General features: G+C 70.8%; 18 protein-coding genes. 7 read left to right on the top strand and 11 right to left on the bottom strand.

What is annotated here, in order from left to right:
• Positions 1–204 precede the first annotated feature (204 nt).
• From DXK32_RS15150 to DXK32_RS15110, 9 genes are all read right to left on the bottom strand, one after another.
• Positions 205–1,068, bottom strand: coding sequence for a metal ABC transporter substrate-binding protein (locus DXK32_RS15150; RefSeq protein ID WP_114859268.1), 864 nt, complete (start codon positions 1,066–1,068; stop codon positions 205–207).
• The gene (locus DXK32_RS15145) at positions 1,065–1,955 is read right to left on the bottom strand and encodes a metal ABC transporter permease (RefSeq protein ID WP_114859267.1); all 891 of its coding nucleotides are present in this window, start codon (positions 1,953–1,955) and stop codon (positions 1,065–1,067) included. The genes DXK32_RS15150 and DXK32_RS15145 overlap by 4 nt, the downstream gene beginning before the upstream one ends.
• Positions 1,952–2,680, bottom strand: a complete 729-nt coding sequence (locus tag DXK32_RS15140; protein ID WP_114859266.1) for a metal ABC transporter ATP-binding protein — start codon at positions 2,678–2,680, stop codon at positions 1,952–1,954. Before DXK32_RS15140 ends, DXK32_RS15145 begins: the two co-directional genes overlap by 4 nt.
• Positions 2,677–3,609: a metal ABC transporter solute-binding protein, Zn/Mn family gene (locus DXK32_RS15135; RefSeq protein WP_114859265.1), complete on the bottom strand. Its 933-nt coding sequence runs from the start codon at positions 3,607–3,609 to the stop codon at positions 2,677–2,679. The genes DXK32_RS15140 and DXK32_RS15135 overlap by 4 nt, the downstream gene beginning before the upstream one ends.
• Entirely contained in the window at positions 3,606–4,169 is a 564-nt protein-coding gene (locus tag DXK32_RS15130; protein ID WP_114859264.1) for a DUF6162 family protein, read from the bottom strand. The genes DXK32_RS15135 and DXK32_RS15130 overlap by 4 nt, the downstream gene beginning before the upstream one ends.
• Positions 4,170–4,191: 22 nt before the next feature.
• On the bottom strand, positions 4,192–4,509 hold the full coding sequence (locus DXK32_RS15125) for a hypothetical protein (protein WP_114859263.1): 318 nt from the start codon (positions 4,507–4,509) through the stop codon (positions 4,192–4,194).
• Entirely contained in the window at positions 4,506–4,979 is a 474-nt protein-coding gene (locus DXK32_RS15120; RefSeq protein ID WP_247877168.1) for a hypothetical protein, read from the bottom strand. Before DXK32_RS15120 ends, DXK32_RS15125 begins: the two co-directional genes overlap by 4 nt.
• On the bottom strand, positions 4,972–6,120 hold the full coding sequence (locus tag DXK32_RS15115; protein WP_114859261.1) for a PepSY-associated TM helix domain-containing protein: 1,149 nt from the start codon (positions 6,118–6,120) through the stop codon (positions 4,972–4,974). Before DXK32_RS15115 ends, DXK32_RS15120 begins: the two co-directional genes overlap by 8 nt.
• A 145-nt stretch (positions 6,121–6,265) precedes the next feature.
• Positions 6,266–7,444, bottom strand: coding sequence for an ROK family transcriptional regulator (locus DXK32_RS15110; RefSeq protein ID WP_114859260.1), 1,179 nt, complete (start codon positions 7,442–7,444; stop codon positions 6,266–6,268).
• 189 nt (positions 7,445–7,633) lie between these two features.
• Between DXK32_RS15110 and DXK32_RS15105 the strand changes: the two genes are divergently transcribed.
• From DXK32_RS15105 to xylB, 7 genes are read left to right on the top strand one after another with little or no spacing between them, the layout of a single operon-like run.
• Positions 7,634–9,193, top strand: a complete 1,560-nt coding sequence (locus DXK32_RS15105) for a sugar ABC transporter ATP-binding protein (RefSeq protein ID WP_114859259.1) — start codon at positions 7,634–7,636, stop codon at positions 9,191–9,193.
• A complete protein-coding gene (locus tag DXK32_RS15100) occupies positions 9,171–10,175 on the top strand; it encodes an ABC transporter permease (RefSeq protein WP_205215721.1) in 1,005 nt (334 codons plus the stop codon). The genes DXK32_RS15105 and DXK32_RS15100 overlap by 23 nt, the downstream gene beginning before the upstream one ends.
• A gap of 27 nt (positions 10,176–10,202) precedes the next feature.
• Positions 10,203–11,156 carry a substrate-binding domain-containing protein gene (locus DXK32_RS15095; protein ID WP_109068972.1) on the top strand — a complete coding sequence of 318 codons (954 nt, stop codon included), beginning with the start codon at positions 10,203–10,205 and terminating at the stop codon, positions 11,154–11,156.
• A 37-nt stretch (positions 11,157–11,193) separates the two neighbouring features.
• Positions 11,194–12,249 (top strand): sugar phosphate isomerase/epimerase family protein, encoded by a 1,056-nt coding sequence (locus DXK32_RS15090; RefSeq protein ID WP_114859258.1) that lies wholly within the window; start codon positions 11,194–11,196, stop codon positions 12,247–12,249.
• Positions 12,250–12,262: 13 nt separating this feature from the next.
• Positions 12,263–13,438, top strand: a complete 1,176-nt coding sequence (locus tag DXK32_RS15085; RefSeq protein WP_114859257.1) for a Gfo/Idh/MocA family protein — start codon at positions 12,263–12,265, stop codon at positions 13,436–13,438.
• 11 nt (positions 13,439–13,449) lie between these two features.
• A complete protein-coding gene (xylA, locus tag DXK32_RS15080; protein ID WP_114859256.1) occupies positions 13,450–14,757 on the top strand; it encodes a xylose isomerase in 1,308 nt (435 codons plus the stop codon).
• Between the two features lie 28 nt (positions 14,758–14,785).
• Positions 14,786–16,261 (top strand): xylulokinase, encoded by a 1,476-nt coding sequence (gene xylB, locus DXK32_RS15075; RefSeq protein ID WP_114859255.1) that lies wholly within the window; start codon positions 14,786–14,788, stop codon positions 16,259–16,261.
• 6 nt (positions 16,262–16,267) lie between these two features.
• On the opposite strand, the gene DXK32_RS15070 is transcribed toward xylB, so the two are convergent.
• Complete coding sequence (locus tag DXK32_RS15070) at positions 16,268–16,945, bottom strand: GntR family transcriptional regulator (protein ID WP_114859254.1); 678 nt, start codon at positions 16,943–16,945, stop codon at positions 16,268–16,270.
• A 124-nt stretch (positions 16,946–17,069) separates the two neighbouring features.
• Complete coding sequence (locus tag DXK32_RS15065) at positions 17,070–17,798, bottom strand: amino acid ABC transporter ATP-binding protein (protein WP_114859253.1); 729 nt, start codon at positions 17,796–17,798, stop codon at positions 17,070–17,072.
• Between the last annotated feature and the right edge of the window lie 58 nt (positions 17,799–17,856).

Here is a 17,856-nt window from a genome sequence, read left to right as displayed (position 1 = left end):
GCCGACGGCGGCGCCCGGCTGATCGTGCTGGACAGTCTGGCGAGCGAGTGATCGGGGGGGTTAATGGTGTAAAGGTGTCGGGGTGTTGCCCCCTCCCCGGCCCTCCCCCGCTTCGCAGGGGAGGGAGTTTGGTCCCCTCCCCTGCGCCAGCGGGGGAGGGTTAGGGAGGGGGCAATGAGCTTCAGGGAAGGAGCAATGCCTCCCTCACCGCAGCCCCGCCTCCACCTGCTCCGCCATATGCCCCAGCGCCGTGTCCAGCGCCGCCGGCGGGCCGCTCTCCAGACTGTCCAGCACGATCAGCCGGGCGCCGCCGTCGGCCACAGCCTGGACGATCTCCGGCGCCGGCGGACGGTGGTGCAGCACCACGGGAATCGCCTCGGCCTTCAGGGTGGCGGTCAGCTCGGCCAGACGCGCCGGCGTCCAGTCGCGGTCGTCGCGGGTCCAGACCCGGCGCAGGTCGAGCCCGAGGTCGGCGGCCAGCGTGGCGAAGCGGTCGGACAGCGCCGCCGCCGACGGGTCCGGCAACGCGGCGAAGGCCTGCGCCGACCGGGACGACACCGTCAGCAACCCGCGCTTCAGCGCGGCGAGGTTCGCATCGATGGCATCCTTGGAAGCGGGATAGAGGCGCCGCAGGTCGGCGGCGAGGATGTCGGCCATCCGCCCGGCGTTGGCGATGCCCAGCCAGGGGAAGGCCGCCCCGCCGCTGACCGCGATCCCCGGCAAGGCGCCGTCCACCGGCCGGGCGGCGTCGATCTCGACGAGGCGGATGTTGGCGCGCCGCGCCAGCGGGTAGAGCGGGTCCTCGACCCAGGCGGAGCGCAGGGTCAGCACCGCGTCGGCCTTGCGGGCGGCCTCCGCCAGCTTCGCTTCCCCGCGCCCGCTCAGGAAGGCGTGCTGGCGCCCCATGGGGATGGCCGGCGGAACCACCGCCTCCACCACCACCGGCGTGCCCTTCGTCAGCGCCTGGGCCAGCCCGGCGGTGACCGGGTGACCGGCCAACACCGTCTCGGCGGAGGCGCCCGCCACCGTGGACAGCAGCAGGAGCGCCGCGAGCGTGACGCGCTTCATCCCTCTTCCCCTTTCATGAACAGGCGCGCCAGCAGCGCGCCCAGGAACAGCAGCCCCGCCGCCAGGATGATGGCGCCGCCCGACGGCACCGGCAGGGCGAGTTGCACGGGCAGCAGGATCCCGGCCACCGCCGCCACGCTGGCGAAGGCGACCGACAGCAGGAAGAAGCCGCGCAGCGACGAGGCGACGACCCGCGCCGCGGCGGCGGGAATGACCAGCAGCGCCCCCACCAGGATGGCGCCGATGATCTTGACCGACGCGACGGTGACCACGGTCACCAGCACGATGAACAGATAGTCCAGCCCCTTCACCGGCACGCCGCGCACCCGCGCCAGCGCCGGGTTGAAGCTGGCCAGCAGCAGCCGGTTGAACAGCGGCAGCATCAGCGCGGTCACCCCGAGGGCCACCACCAGCAGCACGGTCAGGTCGCGGTCGTCCACCGTCAGGACCGAGCCGAACAGCACATTCTCCAGGATGTGGATGTTGACCCGGCTGGCCAGGATCAGCAGCAGGCTGGCGCCCAGCGCCAGCGACACCGACAGGAAGACGCCGATCAGCGTGTCGGCGGTCAGGTTGCTGCGGTTGCGCGTGTAGTTGACCAGCAGCGCGAACAGCAGGCAGTAGCCGAACAGGCTGGCGTAGGGGCCGGTGTAAGGCTCCCCCACCAGGATGCCGATGGCGACGCCGGTCAGCGCGGCGTGGCCGACCGCCTCGGAGAAGAAGGCCAGCCGCTTGGTCACCACCAGCGTGCCGAGCCCGCCGAGCACCGGGCCGATGACCAGCCCGGACAGCAGCGCGTTGACGAGAAAGCCGTGGGTCAGGCCGGCGGGCAGCAGCCCGGCCCCGGCCCAGCCCTGGATCAGGGCGCGCAACGCCTCGAAGCTCATGACGCGATCCTCTCGGCTCCGGTGCGGCGCGGAACCGCCGAGAACAGGTCGAACACCCGCTCCGGCGACAGCATCTCCAGCGGGGCGCCGTCGAACAGCACGCGCCGGTTCAGGCCGGTCACCCGCGTCGCCAGCCGGCGCACCTGGGCCAGATCGTGCTCGACCCACAGGACGGTGGTCCCGGCGGCGGACAGCTCGGCCAGCAGCGTTTCGAAGATGGCGATCCCGGCCTCGTCGAGCGCGGTCATCGGTTCGTCCAGCACGATCAGGTCGGGCGCCGGGATCAGCGCCTGGGCGAGCAGGACGCGCTGCCGCTCGCCCCCCGACAGGGCGCCGAAGCGGCGGCGGGCCTTGCCGGCCATGCCGACGCGGTCCAGCGCCGCGCCGTAGTTCATGCGACGGTCCGGCCCGAGGAAGGCGGGGCGGCGCTGGCAAAGCACGGCCAGGAAATCCTCCACCGTCAGCGGCAGGCCGCGGTCGAACTCCACCGACTGCGGCACGTAGGCGATCGTGCCCGGCCCGTCGCCCGGCCAGTCGAGCCGGATCGTCCCGCGGTGCGGCGCCTGCCCGAGCAGGGCGCGGATCAGCGACGACTTGCCGCCGCCGTTGGGACCGACCAGCGCGTGGACGGTGCCCGCGGCGACGCGCAGGGACACGCCGTCCAGGATCACCGTGCGGCCCAGCGTCAGGTCCACCGCGTCGAACAGGATGGCGGGTCCCGTCACGGCGCTGCCTCGGCCATCGCCAGCACCAGCGTGTCGAGGTTCCGGGCCATCTCCCGCTCGAACAGGTCGGGCGCGTAGTCGCCGTGCGAGATGTGGGAGAAGGCGTAGAGCCGGATGCCGGTCTCGCGCCGGATCGTCTCCACATAGGCGCTGGGGAAGTTCAGCTCCGAGAAGATCACCTGCACGTCCAGCTTGCGCATGGTCGCGATGGTTTCGGCGAGCTGGGCCGGGCTGGGCTCGATGCCGTGGGCGGGCTCGACGACGGCGGAGACCTCCAGCCCGAACTCGCGCAGCAGGTAATCGTAGGCGCCGTGGATGGTGGCGACCCGCAGGCTGGCGTTGCCGGCCGTCGCCAGCTTCGCCAGCGCGTCGGCCCGCAGCTGGCGCAGGCGGCGGGCATAGGCGCGGGCGTTGGCGGCGTAGGCGGCGGCGTTGTCCGGGTCGAGCCGCCCCAGCTCGCGCGCGATGGTCGAAACCTGGAGGACCGAATTGGTGATCGACAGGAAGCTGTGCGGGTTGACCACCTTCCCGGCCGCCCGCGCCGCCATTCCCGCGGCGGGCAGAAGCGGCACGTCGGCGTTGGATTCGACCACCGGCAGCGACGGCTTCGCCGAGGCGGCGATCATCCGCCCGGCGAAATCGTCGTGCCCGATGCCGTTCAGGACGATGGCGTCCAGCCCGCCGATGCGCTGGATGTCCTCCGGGCGCGGTTCGTAGGCGTGCGGGTTGAAGCCGGCGGGGATGATCGGCACGACCTCGGCCGCGTCGCCGACGATGTTGGCGACGTAGGAATAGTAGGGGTGCAAGGTGACCCCGAAGCGGCGGCGCCCGGCGGGAGCCGCGACGGCGCGAACGGGCATGGCCACGGCGGTCGCGGCGGCCATGGCCCCGGCCAGGATCAGGCGGCGGTTCGGAAGAAGGCTGGTCATCGGGTCACCCCGGCGGAGAAGGTGGAGACGATCCGCTTCCAGCCGGCGGCGGCCAGGGCCGTTTCCTCCGGCGGGGCGGGCGGGGCTTCGGCGGCGCGCTTCAGCCAGACCTCGGCGCCGTGGCCGTCCAGCCGCAGCACCAGGGACCCGGCCAGCTCCGGCGCGGCGGAAACGCCGGCATAGGCGATCCCGTCGCCGGTCTCGGCAAGGGTCCCGGCAAAGGTCCAGGCGTGGCCGCCGCGCGCCGCGGCGCTGGGATCGGCGGCGAAGGGCGGCAGGGCCTCGGCGGCCAGCTCCTGCGGCGTCGGCGCCCGGCCCTCCGCCGTCCGCAAGGCGGCGATCTCCTCCCCCGCCGCCTTCAGGTCGGCGTAGAGGCCCTGCTCGGCGGCGGTCAGGCCGGTGCGGGAGTCGATGAGGTGGGCGGCCAGCGGGGCGTCCGCGTCCGGAACGGCGCGCAGCCCGACCGCCAGGGCGGCGGACGCGAGAATGGCGCCGGCGGCCAGCAGGACCCACAGGGTCTCGCGCTCGGCCCCGGCGCGGCGGACGATCTGGTGATGCATGGTTCCAGCTTTGGTGAGGGCGCTACTTGATCGCCGTGTGCTCGATCTCGACCGTGTGGCCGGGGCCGGCGTCGAACAGGACGTAGAAGTCCTGCGCGGGGCGCTGGAAGGAGAGCGTGGAATCCGGTCCCAGCTTGCCCTTGACCAGCACCTGCTCGTCGTAGGCGATGACGTCCAGAACGACGCCGGGCGCCTTCGACCCGTCGGAGAAACCGCCGGTGCATTGCACGGTGTCGCCCTCGACCATCCGGCATTCGCAGATCGGGTAATGGGCCTGCGCCGCACCGGCGGCGCACAGGGCGAACAGCGCCGCCAGGGCGAGCGCGCGCGGGGTCCTCATCGCTTTCCTCCGAAAATCTCGCCCAGCGGCAGGGACGCCTGATGCACCCCGCCGCTCCACTCCTCCACCGTCACCCACAGCTCCTCCCGGCCGCCAAGCTCGTCCGGCACGGTCACGTCGGCCTCCCGTTCATAGGGATTGCCGAAGGCGAGCGCGCCGGCGGTGCGCAGGCTGCGCGGCTTGCCGACGCGCAGGAACACGCCGCGCACCCGGTCGATGTCGGCGGGACGGATGTGGATGCGGTATTCCTTCATCCGCTCCCCCGTCGGCATGCGGGCGGGCGCCTCGTCGTAGGTCGCCAGCGTCACCGGAAAGGGGCCAACGGCGATGTCCCGCCGGATCTCGGGCGGGACGAAGATCGGTTTCGGGCTGAAATAGTCGGGCAGGAAGGGCAGCGGCACCAGCATCATCAGGGCGCTGAGATGGAACTTGCCGCGTTGCCAGTAATGCCGCATCGAGTCATTACGCATTGGACGGGCCCTCCGCCAGCCGGGACCCGCGCCGGACGCCGCGCACCGCCTCGACCGTGGCGCGGGCGGTGCGCTTCATCCAGATCAGCATGCCGCTGAAGACCAGCGTGGTCATCAGCAGGCCGAAGGCGAACCACACCAGCTTGACCGGCAGGCCGCCGAAATCACCGGTGTGCAGGGCGCGCATGATGGTGCGGGTCAACTCGATGCCGGACGCCGCCTCCATCCCGCCTTCGATGAGGATCACCTCGGCGGTGAAGGGATTCACCCGGACATAGTCGGGCAGCAGCGGCACCTGCCCGCTGGACCCCGCCACCGTCGCCGGGTCGTAGGCGGTGCCGGGCAGCCACAGGTAGCGCAGCCGCATGTCCGGCAGGGCCGCCTGGGCGCTGGCCATGATGGCGTCGACGTCCGGCCTCGGCGCGGTCGCGCTCACCGGGATCTGCTCGCGGGCCAGCAGCACCGGCGCCTTCCCGCCGCCCAGCCCCATCCCGAGATGGAACAGCATCATGTAGATGAGGAACCACAGGCTGGTGACCGAGATGACCGCGATGAACCAGATCGACCACGTGCCGGCGACGCGGTGCAGGTCGCCCCACATCACGCGCGGCGCCTGCCGCCAACGGATGCGCGGCTGGTAGAAGGATTTCCAGAACCGTTTGTAGACCACCAGCCCGGTGACCAGCGACCCGACGAGCGGGATGGCCAGCAGGGTCACGAGGTACCAGCCCACCGGGAAGGTCATCAACCAGCCGTGCAGCGCGCGGACGAAGGCTTGGAACGAGTTGCCGGTGGACAGCCCCTGCACCGCCCCGCTGACCGGGTTGACCCAGGCGGTGGTGGAGGTTCCGTCGGGCATCGCCATGCGGGCGCTGACCGCCATGTGGGAGCCGCCCCAGCTCAGCGAACTCACCCGCCCGCCCGGCGCCGCCGCTTCCGCCGCGGCGATCAGCGCGCTGGCCGGCAGCGGCTCCCCGGCGCCCGACGCCCGCATGGCCGGGTTGACCAGCCACATGATCTCGGTGCTGACCACGGCGATGGTGCCGGTCAGGCAGACGAAGAACAGGAACGCCCAGAGGGGCATCGCCAGCCAGGAGTGCCACAGGAACCACAGCCGCGTGCGCGACTTGCCAACGCTCATCTCGTCCTCTCCGAAGGAACCACCGGTCCTTCTGTTCAGACGAACGGGCACGCCTCCAGCCTCACCCCCAAATGCGAAGAATTCTCATTATCGTTTGTGGCATCGTTTTCGGCGCGGAACGCGGCGGCCAAGTCGCCCCCCAGAGTCACAGGATCGGGCTCGGCACCGACAGGAAGCCATCCATGGCCAGCGCGATTCCCCCCATGGGAACGGCGTCCGGGCCGAGCGGCGAGACCACAAGCCGCAGATCGCGGCGCAACGGCTCCAGCGCGTGCTCGTCCAGGGCGGCGTTCAGCGCCGGAAGAATGAACGCCGCGACGATCGACAGGTTGCCGCCCAACACCACCAGCCCCGGATTCGCCAGATTGACCAGATGCGACAGCGCGAAACCGAGGTGTGACCCCGCCTCCTCCAGCAACGTCCGCAGGACCGGATCGCCCTCGCGCGCCGCGGCGGCGGCGGCCCAGAGGTCGGGCAGGACGCGCCCCCGCTCGCCCGCCTGGGCGAGGATCGAGGTTTCGGAGACGTAGGTTTCCAGACAGCCCCGCTTGCCGCAGCCGCAGGGGCGCCCGCCCGGCACGACGGTCAGGTGTCCGATCTCCCCGGCGAAGCCCTGCGCGCCGCGGTACAGCCGCCCGCCGAGGAACAGCCCGCCGCCGACTCCCGAATGGCCGGTCAGATAGACGAAGTCCTCCACCCCCCGGCAGGCGCCGAACAGCCGCTCGGCCATGGCGGCGGCCTTGGTGTCGTTGTCGACATGGACCGGCGCGCCCAGCGCCTCCTCCAGCAGCGGGCGGATCGGCGTGTCGCGCCAGCCCAGGTTGGGCGCCAGCACGAGCCGGCCCTCGCGGTCCATCAGCGCCGGGATGCCGATGCCGATGCCGCGCAGGGGCGGCGGTGCCGCTCCGTCCTCCGGCCGGCTCGCCGCGACGACCGCGTCGATCCCCTCGTGCAGCCGGCGCAGCGCCGTGGCGAGGTCGGTGCTGCCGGGGATCTGCGACTGCTCCACCACCGTGCCGGCCAGCGTGGTGGCGACGATGCGGATCGTCCCCGGCTCCAGCCGGGCGCCCACCAGCAGCCCGGCCGACGGGGCGATGCCGAGCGCGGTTTCCGGCCGCCCGATGCGGCGGGCGCGCGGCGCCTCGCTCCGCTCGACCAGCCCCTCCTCGATCATCCGCGCCACAATGGCCGAGGTCGTCGCCTTGTCCAGGCCGGTCAGGCGGCTGAGGTCGCGCTGCGCGCAGTTCGGGTTCTCCCGCAGCGCGTGGAAGACACGGACCATGTTGAGGCGGCGGATCGCGGCCGAGTTGACCCTTGGCAGCATGCGGATTCCTGTCTCGCGCGTCGGGCGGCAATCGCTGGGCGCCGGGCGGGGCATACACCGAAAAGGTGGGGAATGTCGCCCCGACATGGCTTGACGCGGGCTGTTTCGAATCATACGCTTCGATTTGTTAGACCGTCTATCTAATTCGCGGCCACACGAGAAGCCGCAATCCAGGGAGGGGGCGACCCCATGGCCGAGCCGCTTTTGGCAGCGTTCGGCGTCACGAAGAGCTTTGGGCCCGTCGAGGTCCTCCATGGCGTGGATTTCACCGTCCAGCGCGGTGAGGTGCACGCCCTGGTCGGCGAGAACGGGGCCGGCAAATCGACGCTGATGAAGATCCTGTCCGGCTTTCACCGGCCGACGTCGGGCGCCGTGCGCGTGGACGGGCGGCCGATGAGCTTCTCCGGCATCGGCGCCGCCGAGGCGTCGGGCGTCGTGCTGATCCACCAGGAATTCAACCTCGCCGAACATCTGACGGTGGAGGAGAACATCTTTCTCGGGCGCGAGCTGCGGCGCGGCCCGTTCCTCGACAAGCGCGCCATGAACGAGCGGTCCCGCGCCATCCTGGCCGAGCTGGATTGCCCGGTGGACCCGCGCGCGCGGGTGCGCGACCTCGCCGTGTCGGAGCGGCAGATGGTCGAGATCGCCAAGGCGATGTCGCGCGAGGTCCGCGTCCTCATCATGGACGAGCCCACGGCGGTGCTGACCGGCACCGAATCCGCCGTTCTGTTTGGGCTGATCCGCCGGCTGCGCGACCAGGGGGTGGGGATCGTCTACACCTCGCACAAGCTGGACGAGGTGCGGGCCATCACCGACCGGGTCACCGTTCTGCGCGACGGCCATCACATCGCCACCCGGCCGACCGCCGAACTGACGGAGGACGGCATCGCCCAGTTGATGGTCGGGCGGGCGATCAGCGACCTGTTCCCGGCCAAGACGCCGCCGGCACCGGACGCGCCCGTGGTGTTGGAAGCACGGGGGATCGACGTTCCCGGCTGGGTGCGGGGCGCCGGCTTCGACCTGCGCCGCGGCGAGATCCTGGGCTTCGCCGGGCTGATCGGCGCCGGACGGACCGAGCTGGCTGAGGGGCTGCTCGGCCTGCGCCGCCGCACCGCCGGCACGCTGTCCCGCAACGGGGAGCCGTTGCGCGTCCGCCGCCTGGAGGACGCGGTGGCCGCCGGCATCGCCTACCTGACCGAGGACCGCAAGGGCAAGGGCCTGCTGCTCGCCAAGGGTTTGCAGCCGAACCTGACGCTGCTGGCGCTGGACCGCTACGGCCGGGTCTTCGTCGACGAACGGCGGGAGGCCGCGGCGCTGGAGCGCGCGGTGACCGAGTTCGACATCCGCGTCCGGACGCTGGACGTGCCGGTGGGCAGCCTGAGCGGCGGCAACCAGCAGAAGCTGTTGCTTGCCAAGACCATGCAGGTCGATCCCGACATCCTGATCGTGGACGAGCCGACGCGCGGCATCGACATCGGGACCAAGCAGCAGATCTACCGGTTCCTGCACGAATTCGCCCGCCGGGGCGGGTCGGTGATCCTGATCTCCTCGGAAATGCCCGAGATCATCGGGCTGTCGCACCGGGTGGTGGTCATGCGCTCCGGCGTGGTGACCGGCGTCCTGGAAGGCGACGAGGTCGAGGAGGGCGAGATCGTCCGCTACGCCACAGGCCTGAAAGGCCGCACGGTCGATGGCCTGAAAGGTTTCACACCAGAAGGAGACGCGCATGACGCCGTCGGTCATGCCTGAGGCCGCGCGGAAGCCCTCCTCCGGCTTCGATCTGAAACTCTACGGGCCGTTCCTGGCGCTGGCCGCGCTGATCGTGCTGGGCACCATCGTCAACCCGGTGTTCCTCAGCCCGGGCAACATCGGCAACGTGCTGACCCGCACCGCCTTCATCGGCATCATCGCGGTCGGGGCCACCTTCGTCATCACCGCCGGCGGCATCGACCTGTCGGTCGGCTCCTTGGCCGCCTTCGCGTCGGGCGTCATGATCGTGGTGATGAACGCGCTGGTCGGCTCCATGGGCGCCGGGCTGCCGGTCATCCTGGTCGGCGTCCTGGTGGCGCTGGGGCTCGGGCTGGCGGCGGGGCTGGTCAACGGGCTGCTGGTGACCAAAGGGAGGATGGAGGCGTTCATCGTCACGCTGGGGACCATGGGCATCTTCCGATCCCTGGTCACCTACATCGCCGACGGCGGCACTCTGTCGCTGAATTCGGAGATTCGCACGATCTACCGGCCCGTCTATTACGGCGGCGTCTTCGGCATCTCCTACCCGATCCTGGCCTTCGCGGCGGTGGCGCTGGTCGGCGCGCTGATCATGTACCGCACGCGCTTCGGCCGCCACTGCGCCGCCATCGGCTCCAGCGAGGATGTGGCCCGCTACTCGGCGATCAACGTGGACCGGGTCAAGCTGCTGGCCTTCGTGCTGCAAGGCATCTGCGTCGCCATCGCGGTGGTGATCTACGTGCCGCGGCTGGGCTCGGCCTCGGCCACCACGGGGCTGCTGTGGGAGCTGGAGGCCATCGCCGCCGTCATCATCGGCGGCACCATGCTGAAGGGCGGCTACGGCCGCATCTGGGGCACGGTGGTGGGCGCCGTCATGCTCACGCTGATCGACAACATCCTCAACCTGACCGGCGCCATCAGCGTCTACCTGAACGGCACCATCCAGGGGGTCATCATCATCGTCGCGGTGCTCCTGCAACGGGGGACCGTGGCGCGTCGCTGAAAAAACACGAAGAGGGAGGAATCGACCATGACGTTCCGTTTCGGTCTGGCCGCGGCGCTGGCCGCGGGCCTGATGGTGGCGCCGGTCGCCGGCTGGGCGCAGCAGAAGATCAAGATGGGCGTGTCCATCCCCGCCGCGACGCACGGCTGGGCCGGCGGCCTCAACTGGCACGCCCAGCAGGCCGAGAAGCGGCTGGAGAAGCAGTACCCGAACCTCGACGTGGTGATCGTCACCGCCCGCGACGTCGGCCGCCAGGCCAACGACCTGGAGGATCTGGTCTCGGTGCAGCGGATCGACGCGCTGGTCATCCTGCCCTTCGAATCCGCGCCGATGACCGACCCCGTGCGCGCCGTCAAGCAGGCCGGCAAGTTCGTCACGGTGGTGGACCGCGGCCTGACCGACCCGTCGATCCAGGACCTCTACGTCGCCGGCAACAACCCGCAGATGGGCGAGGTCTCCGCCCGGTTCATGAAGGAGAAGATGGGCGGCAAGGGCGACATCGTGGTGCTGCGCGGCATCCCGACCGTGATCGACAACCAGCGCGTCGACGCCTTCATGAAGGAGATCGAGGGCACCCAGATCAAGGTGCTGGGCATGCAGTACGCCAACTGGAACCGCGATGACGGCTTCAAGGTGATGCAGGACTTCCTGTCCCGCTTCCCGAAGATCGACGCGGTGTGGGCGCAGGACGACGACATCGCGCTCGGCGTCATCGAGGCGGTCAAGCAGGCCGGCCGCGAGAAGGAGATGTTCATCCTCGGCGGCGCCGGCATGAAGGACATGATCAAGCGCGTCATGGACAAGGACGTGCTGGTCCCCGCCGACGTCCTCTACCCGCCCGCGATGATCGCCGAGGCCATGGAGATCACCGCCAGGCATCTGGTGGAAAAGGCGCCGATCCAGAAGGAATACATCATCGAGGCAACGCTGGTGACGCCGGAGAACGCCGCGAAATACTACTACCCGGACTCGCCGTTCTGATTTTCCGGCCCGAAGACGACCCGAAGGGGGGAGCATCATGAAGACGATCAAGGGGCCGGCGATCTTCCTCGCGCAGTTCGCTGGGGACGCGGCGCCGTTCAACAGCCTTCCGACCATCGGCGCCTGGGCCGCCGGTCTGGGCTTCAAGGGCGTTCAGATCCCGTCCTGGGACGGCCGTCTGTTCGACCTCGCCCGGGCCGCCGAGAGCAAGGGCTATTGCGACGAGGTGAAGGGCGTGCTGGCCGAGGCCGGCGTGCAGATCACCGAGCTGTCCACCCATCTCCAGGGGCAGCTCGTCGCCGTGCACCCGGCCTATGACGAGGCCTTCGACGGCTTCGCCGCGCCCGAGGTGCGCGGCAACCCGAAGGCCCGCCAGGAATGGGCGGTCAACCAGCTGCTGATGGCGGCCAAGGCCTCGGCCAACCTGGGGCTGACGGCGCACGTCACCTTCTCCGGCGCGCTGGCCTGGCCCTACGTCTACCCCTGGCCGCAGCGCCCGGCGGGGCTGATCGAAACCGCCTTCGACGAGCTGGCCCGGCGCTGGCGGCCCATCCTCGACGCCTTCGACGCGGCGGGGGTGGACCTCTGCTACGAGATCCATCCCGGCGAGGACCTGTTCGACGGAGCCACCTTCGAAATGTTTCTGGAGCGCGTCGGCAACCACCCGCGCTGCAACATCCTTTACGACCCCAGCCACTTCGTGCTGCAGCAGCTCGACTATCTCGGCTACATCGACGTCTATCACGAGCGGATCAGGATGTTCCACGTCAAGGACGCGGAGTTCAACCCGTCCCCGCGCCAGGGCGTCTATTCCGGCTACCAGCCCTGGATCGGCCGGGCCGGGCGCTTCCGCTCGCTGGGCGACGGGCAGGTCGATTTCGGCGGCATCTTCTCCAAGCTGACCCAGTACGGCTTCGACGGCTGGGCGGTGCTCGAATGGGAATGCGCCATGAAGCACCCCGAGCAGGGGGCCGCCGAAGGCGCGCAATTCATCGACGCGCACATCATCCGGGTCACCGAGAAGGCCTTCGACGACTTCGCCGGGGCCGGAACGGATGAGGCCGCCAACCGGCGCATGCTCGGCATCGGCTGAGCGGGAGGAGATCATGACCATCGAAGGGAAGACGGCCTCCGGGCCGAACCGCCGGCTGCGCCTGGGCATGGTCGGCGGCGGACGGGGCGCCTTCATCGGGGCGGTGCACCGCATCGCCGCGCGCCTCGACGACCGTTACGAGCTGCGGGCCGGGGCGCTGTCCTCCGATCCGGAGCGGGCACGGGCCAGCGGCGCCGACCTGTTCCTGCCGCCGGAGCGCTGCTACGCCAGCTTCGCGGAGATGGCGCGGGCCGAGGCGGCGCGCGACGACGGCATCGACGTGGTCAGCATCGTGACGCCCAACCACCTGCACCACGACGCCGCCAAGGCGTTCCTGGAGGCGGGCATCCACGTCATCTGCGACAAGCCGCTGACCACCACGGTGGAGGACGCGGAGGATCTGGCGGCGTCGGTGGAGCGCAGCGGCCTCGTCTTCGCGCTGACCCACAACTACACCGGCTACCCGATGGTGCGGCAGGCCCGCGCCATGGTGGCGGCCGGTGACCTGGGCGCCCTCCGCGTCGTGCAGGTGGAATACCCGCAGGACTGGCTGAGCACCCGGCTGGAGGAGAGCGGGCAGAAGCAGGCGGAATGGCGGACCGACCCGGCGCGCAGCGGCATCGCCGGCTGCGTCGGCGACATCGGCACCCACGCCTTCCAGCTGGCGGAGTTCGTCACCGGCCTGCGCTGCACGCGGGTCGCCGCCGATCTGACGGCTTTCGTGGAGGGCCGCCGGCTCGACGACAACGCGCACATGATGCTGCGCTTCGGCGACGGCGCGCGGGGCATGCTGTGGGCGAGTCAGGTGGCGCCCGGCCACGAGAACGGGCTGCGCCTGCGCGTCTACGGCGACAAGGGCGGGCTGGAGTGGTTCCAGGAGCAGCCGAACCACCTGCGCTTCAGCCCGCTCGGCGAGCCGCCGCGCACCATCACCCGCGGCGGCCCCGGATCGGATGGAGCGGCGGCGCACGCCACGCGCATCCCCTCCGGCCATCCCGAAGGCTATCTGGAAGGCTTCGCCCAGATCTACCGCGACACCGCCGACCTGATCGTCGCCCGCATGGGCGGTGCCGCCGCCGGTGCACCGGCCACCCTCGTCCCCACCGTCCGGGACGGCGTGCGCGGCGTGCGCTTCATCCACGCCGCCGTGGAATCGAGCCGCCGGGACGCTGCCTGGGTCGAGCTTTGAAAGGATTTGCCATGACCGAAGCCTATTTCACCGGCGTCGAGCGCATCCGCTACGAGGGGCCGGACAGCGACACCCCGCTCGCCTACCGCTGGTACGACCCCGACCGCATGGTCCTGGGCCGGCGCATGGCCGATCACCTGCGCGTCGCCGTCTGCTACTGGCACAGCTTCTGCTGGCCCGGCTCCGACCCGTTCGGCGGCGGCACGCTGGAGCGGCCCTGGATGGGCGCCGGCGATCCGGTGGCGCTGGCCGAGGCGAAGATGGACGTGGCGTTCGAGCTGTTCGAGAAGCTCGGCGCGCCGTTCTTCACCTTCCACGACCGCGACGTGGCGCCCGAGATGGGCTCCCTGCGGGAAACCCAGGCCACCTTCGCCCGCCTCACCGAGCGGTTGCAGGGCTGCATCGAGCGCAGCGGCGTCACGCTGCTGTGGGGCACCGCCAACCTGTTCTCGCACCCCCGCTACATGGCCGGCGCGGCCACCAACCCCGACCCGGAAGTCTTCGCCTGCGCGGCGGCGCAGGTGCGCGACGCGCTGGAAGCGACGCACCGGCTGGGCGGCGTCAATTACGTGCTGTGGGGCGGACGCGAGGGCTACGACACGCTGCTCAACACCGACATGGCGCGCGAGCTGGACCAGCTCGGCCGCTTCCTGACGATGGTGGTCGAGCACAAGCACAGGATCGGCTTCACCGGCACCATCCTGATCGAGCCCAAGCCCATGGAGCCGACCAAGCACCAGTACGACCACGACGTGGCGACGGTCTACGGCTTCCTGAAGCGCTACGGGCTGGAGAAGGAGGTCGCCGTCAACATCGAGGTCAACCACGCCACGCTGGCCGGCCACAGCTTCGAGCACGAGGTGGCGACGGCGCTGGCGCTGGGCGTCTTCGGCTCCATCGACATGAACCGGGGCGACCCGCAGAACGGTTGGGACACCGACCAGTTCCCCAACGACCATGTGGAGCTGGCGCTGCCCATGGCGCGCATCCTGGAGGCCGGCGGCTTCGCCAACGGCGGCTTCAACTTCGACGCGAAGATCCGGCGCCAGAGCATAGAGCCGGACGACCTGCTGCACGCCCATGTCGGCGGCATCGACACGCTGGCCCGCGCGCTGCTGGCCGGCGCGCGCCTCGTCGAGGACGGCCGGCTGCGAGCCTTGCGCGCGGAGCGCTACGCCGGCTGGAAGGGCGATCTCGGGCAAAGGCTCCTCGGCGGGCTGGATCTGGCCGGCGCGGCGGACGCCGGCCTCGGCCTCGATCCCCGGCCGCGCTCGGGCCGGCAGGAGATGCTGGAGAATCTGGTGAACCGCCTCGTCTGAGGCTGCGGGCTGATCGGGGGGAGGGTCCATGTATCTCGGCATCGACCTGGGGACGTCCGGCGTCAAGGCGGTGCTGGTCGACGACGCACAGCGCCTCGTCGGCCAGTCCACCGCGCCGTTGGAGGTCAGCCGCCCGCACCCGCTGTGGTCGGAGCAGGACCCGGAGGACTGGTGGGCCGCCACCGGGCGCGCCGTCGCCGGCCTGCGCGCCGCCCATTCCGACGCGATGGCGGCGGTGCGGGGGATCGGGTTGTCGGGGCAGATGCACGGAGCGACGTTGCTCGACCGGCAGGACCGCGTGCTGCGCCCGGCCATCCTGTGGAACGACGGGCGCAGCGGCGCGGAGTGCGCGGAGCTGGAGCGCCGCTCCCCCAGCCTGCGCGCCATCGCCGGCAACCGCGCCATGCCCGGCTTCACCGCGCCCAAGCTGCTGTGGGTCGCGGCGCACGAGCCGGAGCTGTTCAAGGCGGTTGCCAAGGTGCTGCTGCCCAAGGACTGGCTGCGCCTGCGCATGACCGGCGACCACGCCTCGGACCTGTCGGATTCCGCCGGCACGCTGTGGCTGGACGTCGGCCGGCGCGCGTGGTCGGACGAGCTGCTGGCCGCCACGGGGCTCGGCGAGGCGCACATGCCGACGCTGTACGAAGGATGCCAGCCCACCGGAACGCTGCGGGCGGAGGTCGCCGCCGACTGGGGCGTTCCGCCGGGGACGGTGGTGGCGGCCGGGGCCGGCGACAACGCGGCCGGTGCGGTAGGAGTCGGGGTGGTGGCGCCGGGCAGTGCCTTCCTGTCGCTGGGCACCTCGGGCGTGCTGTTCGTCAGCGGCGACCGCTTCGCCCCCAACCCGGAACGCGGGGTGCATGCCTTCTGCCACGCCCTGCCCGGCCGCTGGCACCAGATGTCGGTGATGCTGAGCGCGGCGAGTTGCCTGTCCTTCGCCGCCCGCCTGACCGGCGCCGCGGACGAGGCGGCGCTGCTGCGCGAGGCCGAAGCCTATGACGGCGACCCCGGCGCCCTGGTCTTCCTGCCCTACCTGTCGGGGGAACGCACGCCGCACAACGACCCCCACGCCAAGGGCGTCGTCTTCGGCCTGACCCACGACACCGGCCGCGGGGCGCTCGCCCGCGCGGTGCTGGAGGGGGTGGCCTTCGCCTTCGCCGACGGGCTGGACGCCCTGGAAGAGGCCGGCGGGCGCGTCGAGCGGTTCCTGGTGATCGGCGGCGGCGCGCGCAGCACCCTGTGGGGCCGCATCCTGGCGAGCGCGCTCGGCCGGCCGCTCGACTACCCGGCGGGGGGCGAGGTCGGCCCGGCCTTCGGGGCGGCCCGACTGGCCCGCCTCGCGGTGACGGGTGAGGAGCCCGACGCCGTGTGCCAACCGCTGGAGATCCGCCACACGGTGGAGCCGGACCCGGCGCTGGCCGCCGCCCTGGCGCCGCGCCGCCGCCTGTTCCGCCGCCTCTACGGCGACCTCAGCGCAGCCTTCCGCGAGGCCGACGGGGCCTGAGGCGTCTCAGCTCTTGGCGATCTCGCCCAGCACGTCCTTGGCGAGGCTGCGGATGTGCCCCTCCATGGCGGCGCGGGCCTGCGCCGGGTCGCCGGTTTCCAGGGCGGCGATGACGTCGAGATGCTCGTCGCAGTCCGGACGGATGCGCGACGGCAGGCCGGACAGTTCGAACAGGCGGGTGGTGACCCGCAGGTCGCGGATGATCTGCGCCAGCACCGCGTTGCCGGACGCCTCGGCGATCAGGGTGTGCAGCTCCTCGTCGGCCGCCCAATGGTCCTCGAAGCGGATCTTGGGCTCGTCGCGCAGCCGCAGCATCTCGGCCTTGATCGCCTGCAGGCGGGCCGGGTCGATCCGCGACGCGGCGGCGGCGATCGCCTCCCCCTCCAGGATCTCGCGCAGGCGCATGCTCTGGAAATACTCGCGGTTGGAGACCTCGCGCACCCGGTAGGGGCGGTTGAACTCCTTGCGGATCAGCCCCTCGCTGGCCAGCCGGACCAGCGCCTCGCGGATCGGCGTGCGCGAGATGCTGAGCGCGGTGGCCAGCCGGTCCTCGACGATCACCTCGCCGCTGGGGATGCGGCGGTCGAGGATCATTTCCAGGATCGTCCGGTAGGCCATGCTCGCCAGATTCACGCCGGCGGTTGCCGGGCTCGCGGTTTTCGGGCCGTCCATGTCCGTGCTCATACCAAGTCCTGCCACCTGACGCTGATTTCTCTCTAACAAAGCAGACGAATCGTTGTCCTGCAAAGCTTCTCGACGATCCGTCCGGATGGCGGGATGCGGCGCTGTGCCCTTCTCAGTGATGGTCTCAGTGCTGGAGGATCTTGGCGAGGAACTGGGTGGCGCGCTCCGAGCGCTGGGTTTCGAAGAACTCGGCCTTGGTGCAGTCCTCGATAATGCTGCCATGGTCCATGAAGATCACCCGGTGGGCGACCTTGCGGGCGAAGCCCATCTCGTGGGTGACGCAGATCATCGTCATGCCCTCGTTGGCCAGCTCGACCATGACGTCGAGCACCTCGTTGATCATCTCCGGGTCGAGCGCGGAGGTCGGCTCGTCGAACAGGATGGCGATCGGGTCCATCGCCAGCGCGCGGGCGATGGCAACGCGCTGCTGCTGTCCGCCGGAGAGCTGGCCGGGGAATTTGTGCGCCTGATTGCCCAGCCCGACCCGCGCCAGCAGCGCCTCGCCCTTGGCCTCGGCCTCCGCCGTCGCGCGGCCCAGCACCTTGCGCTGCGACAGGGTCAGGTTCTGCATGATGGTCAAATGGGGGAACAGCTCGAAATTCTGGAACACCATGCCGACGCGGGCGCGCAGCGCCGTCATGTTGGTGCCCCGCCCGCCGACGTCGATGCCGTCCACCTGGATGCGGCCGGACTGGAAGGGCTCCAGCCCGTTGACGCACTTGATCAGCGTCGACTTGCCCGAGCCGGAGGGGCCGCAGACCACCACGACCTCCCCCTTCCGCACGGTGGTCGTGCAGTTCTTCAGGACCTGGAAGGTGCCATAGTGCTTGCTGACGTTCTCGATGGCGATCATGCGGCTTCTCTTGCGGATGGGCGGCGCCGCTGCGGCGCCGGGCGTTGAATTGGGAAGG

The sequence above is a fragment of the Azospirillum brasilense genome (assembly GCF_003349955.1).
Classification (GTDB): Bacteria; Pseudomonadota; Alphaproteobacteria; order Azospirillales; family Azospirillaceae; genus Azospirillum; species Azospirillum brasilense_B.
The sequence above is the reverse complement of the archived record's forward strand: the minus strand, read 5'-3'. Positions and strand labels throughout refer to the sequence as shown.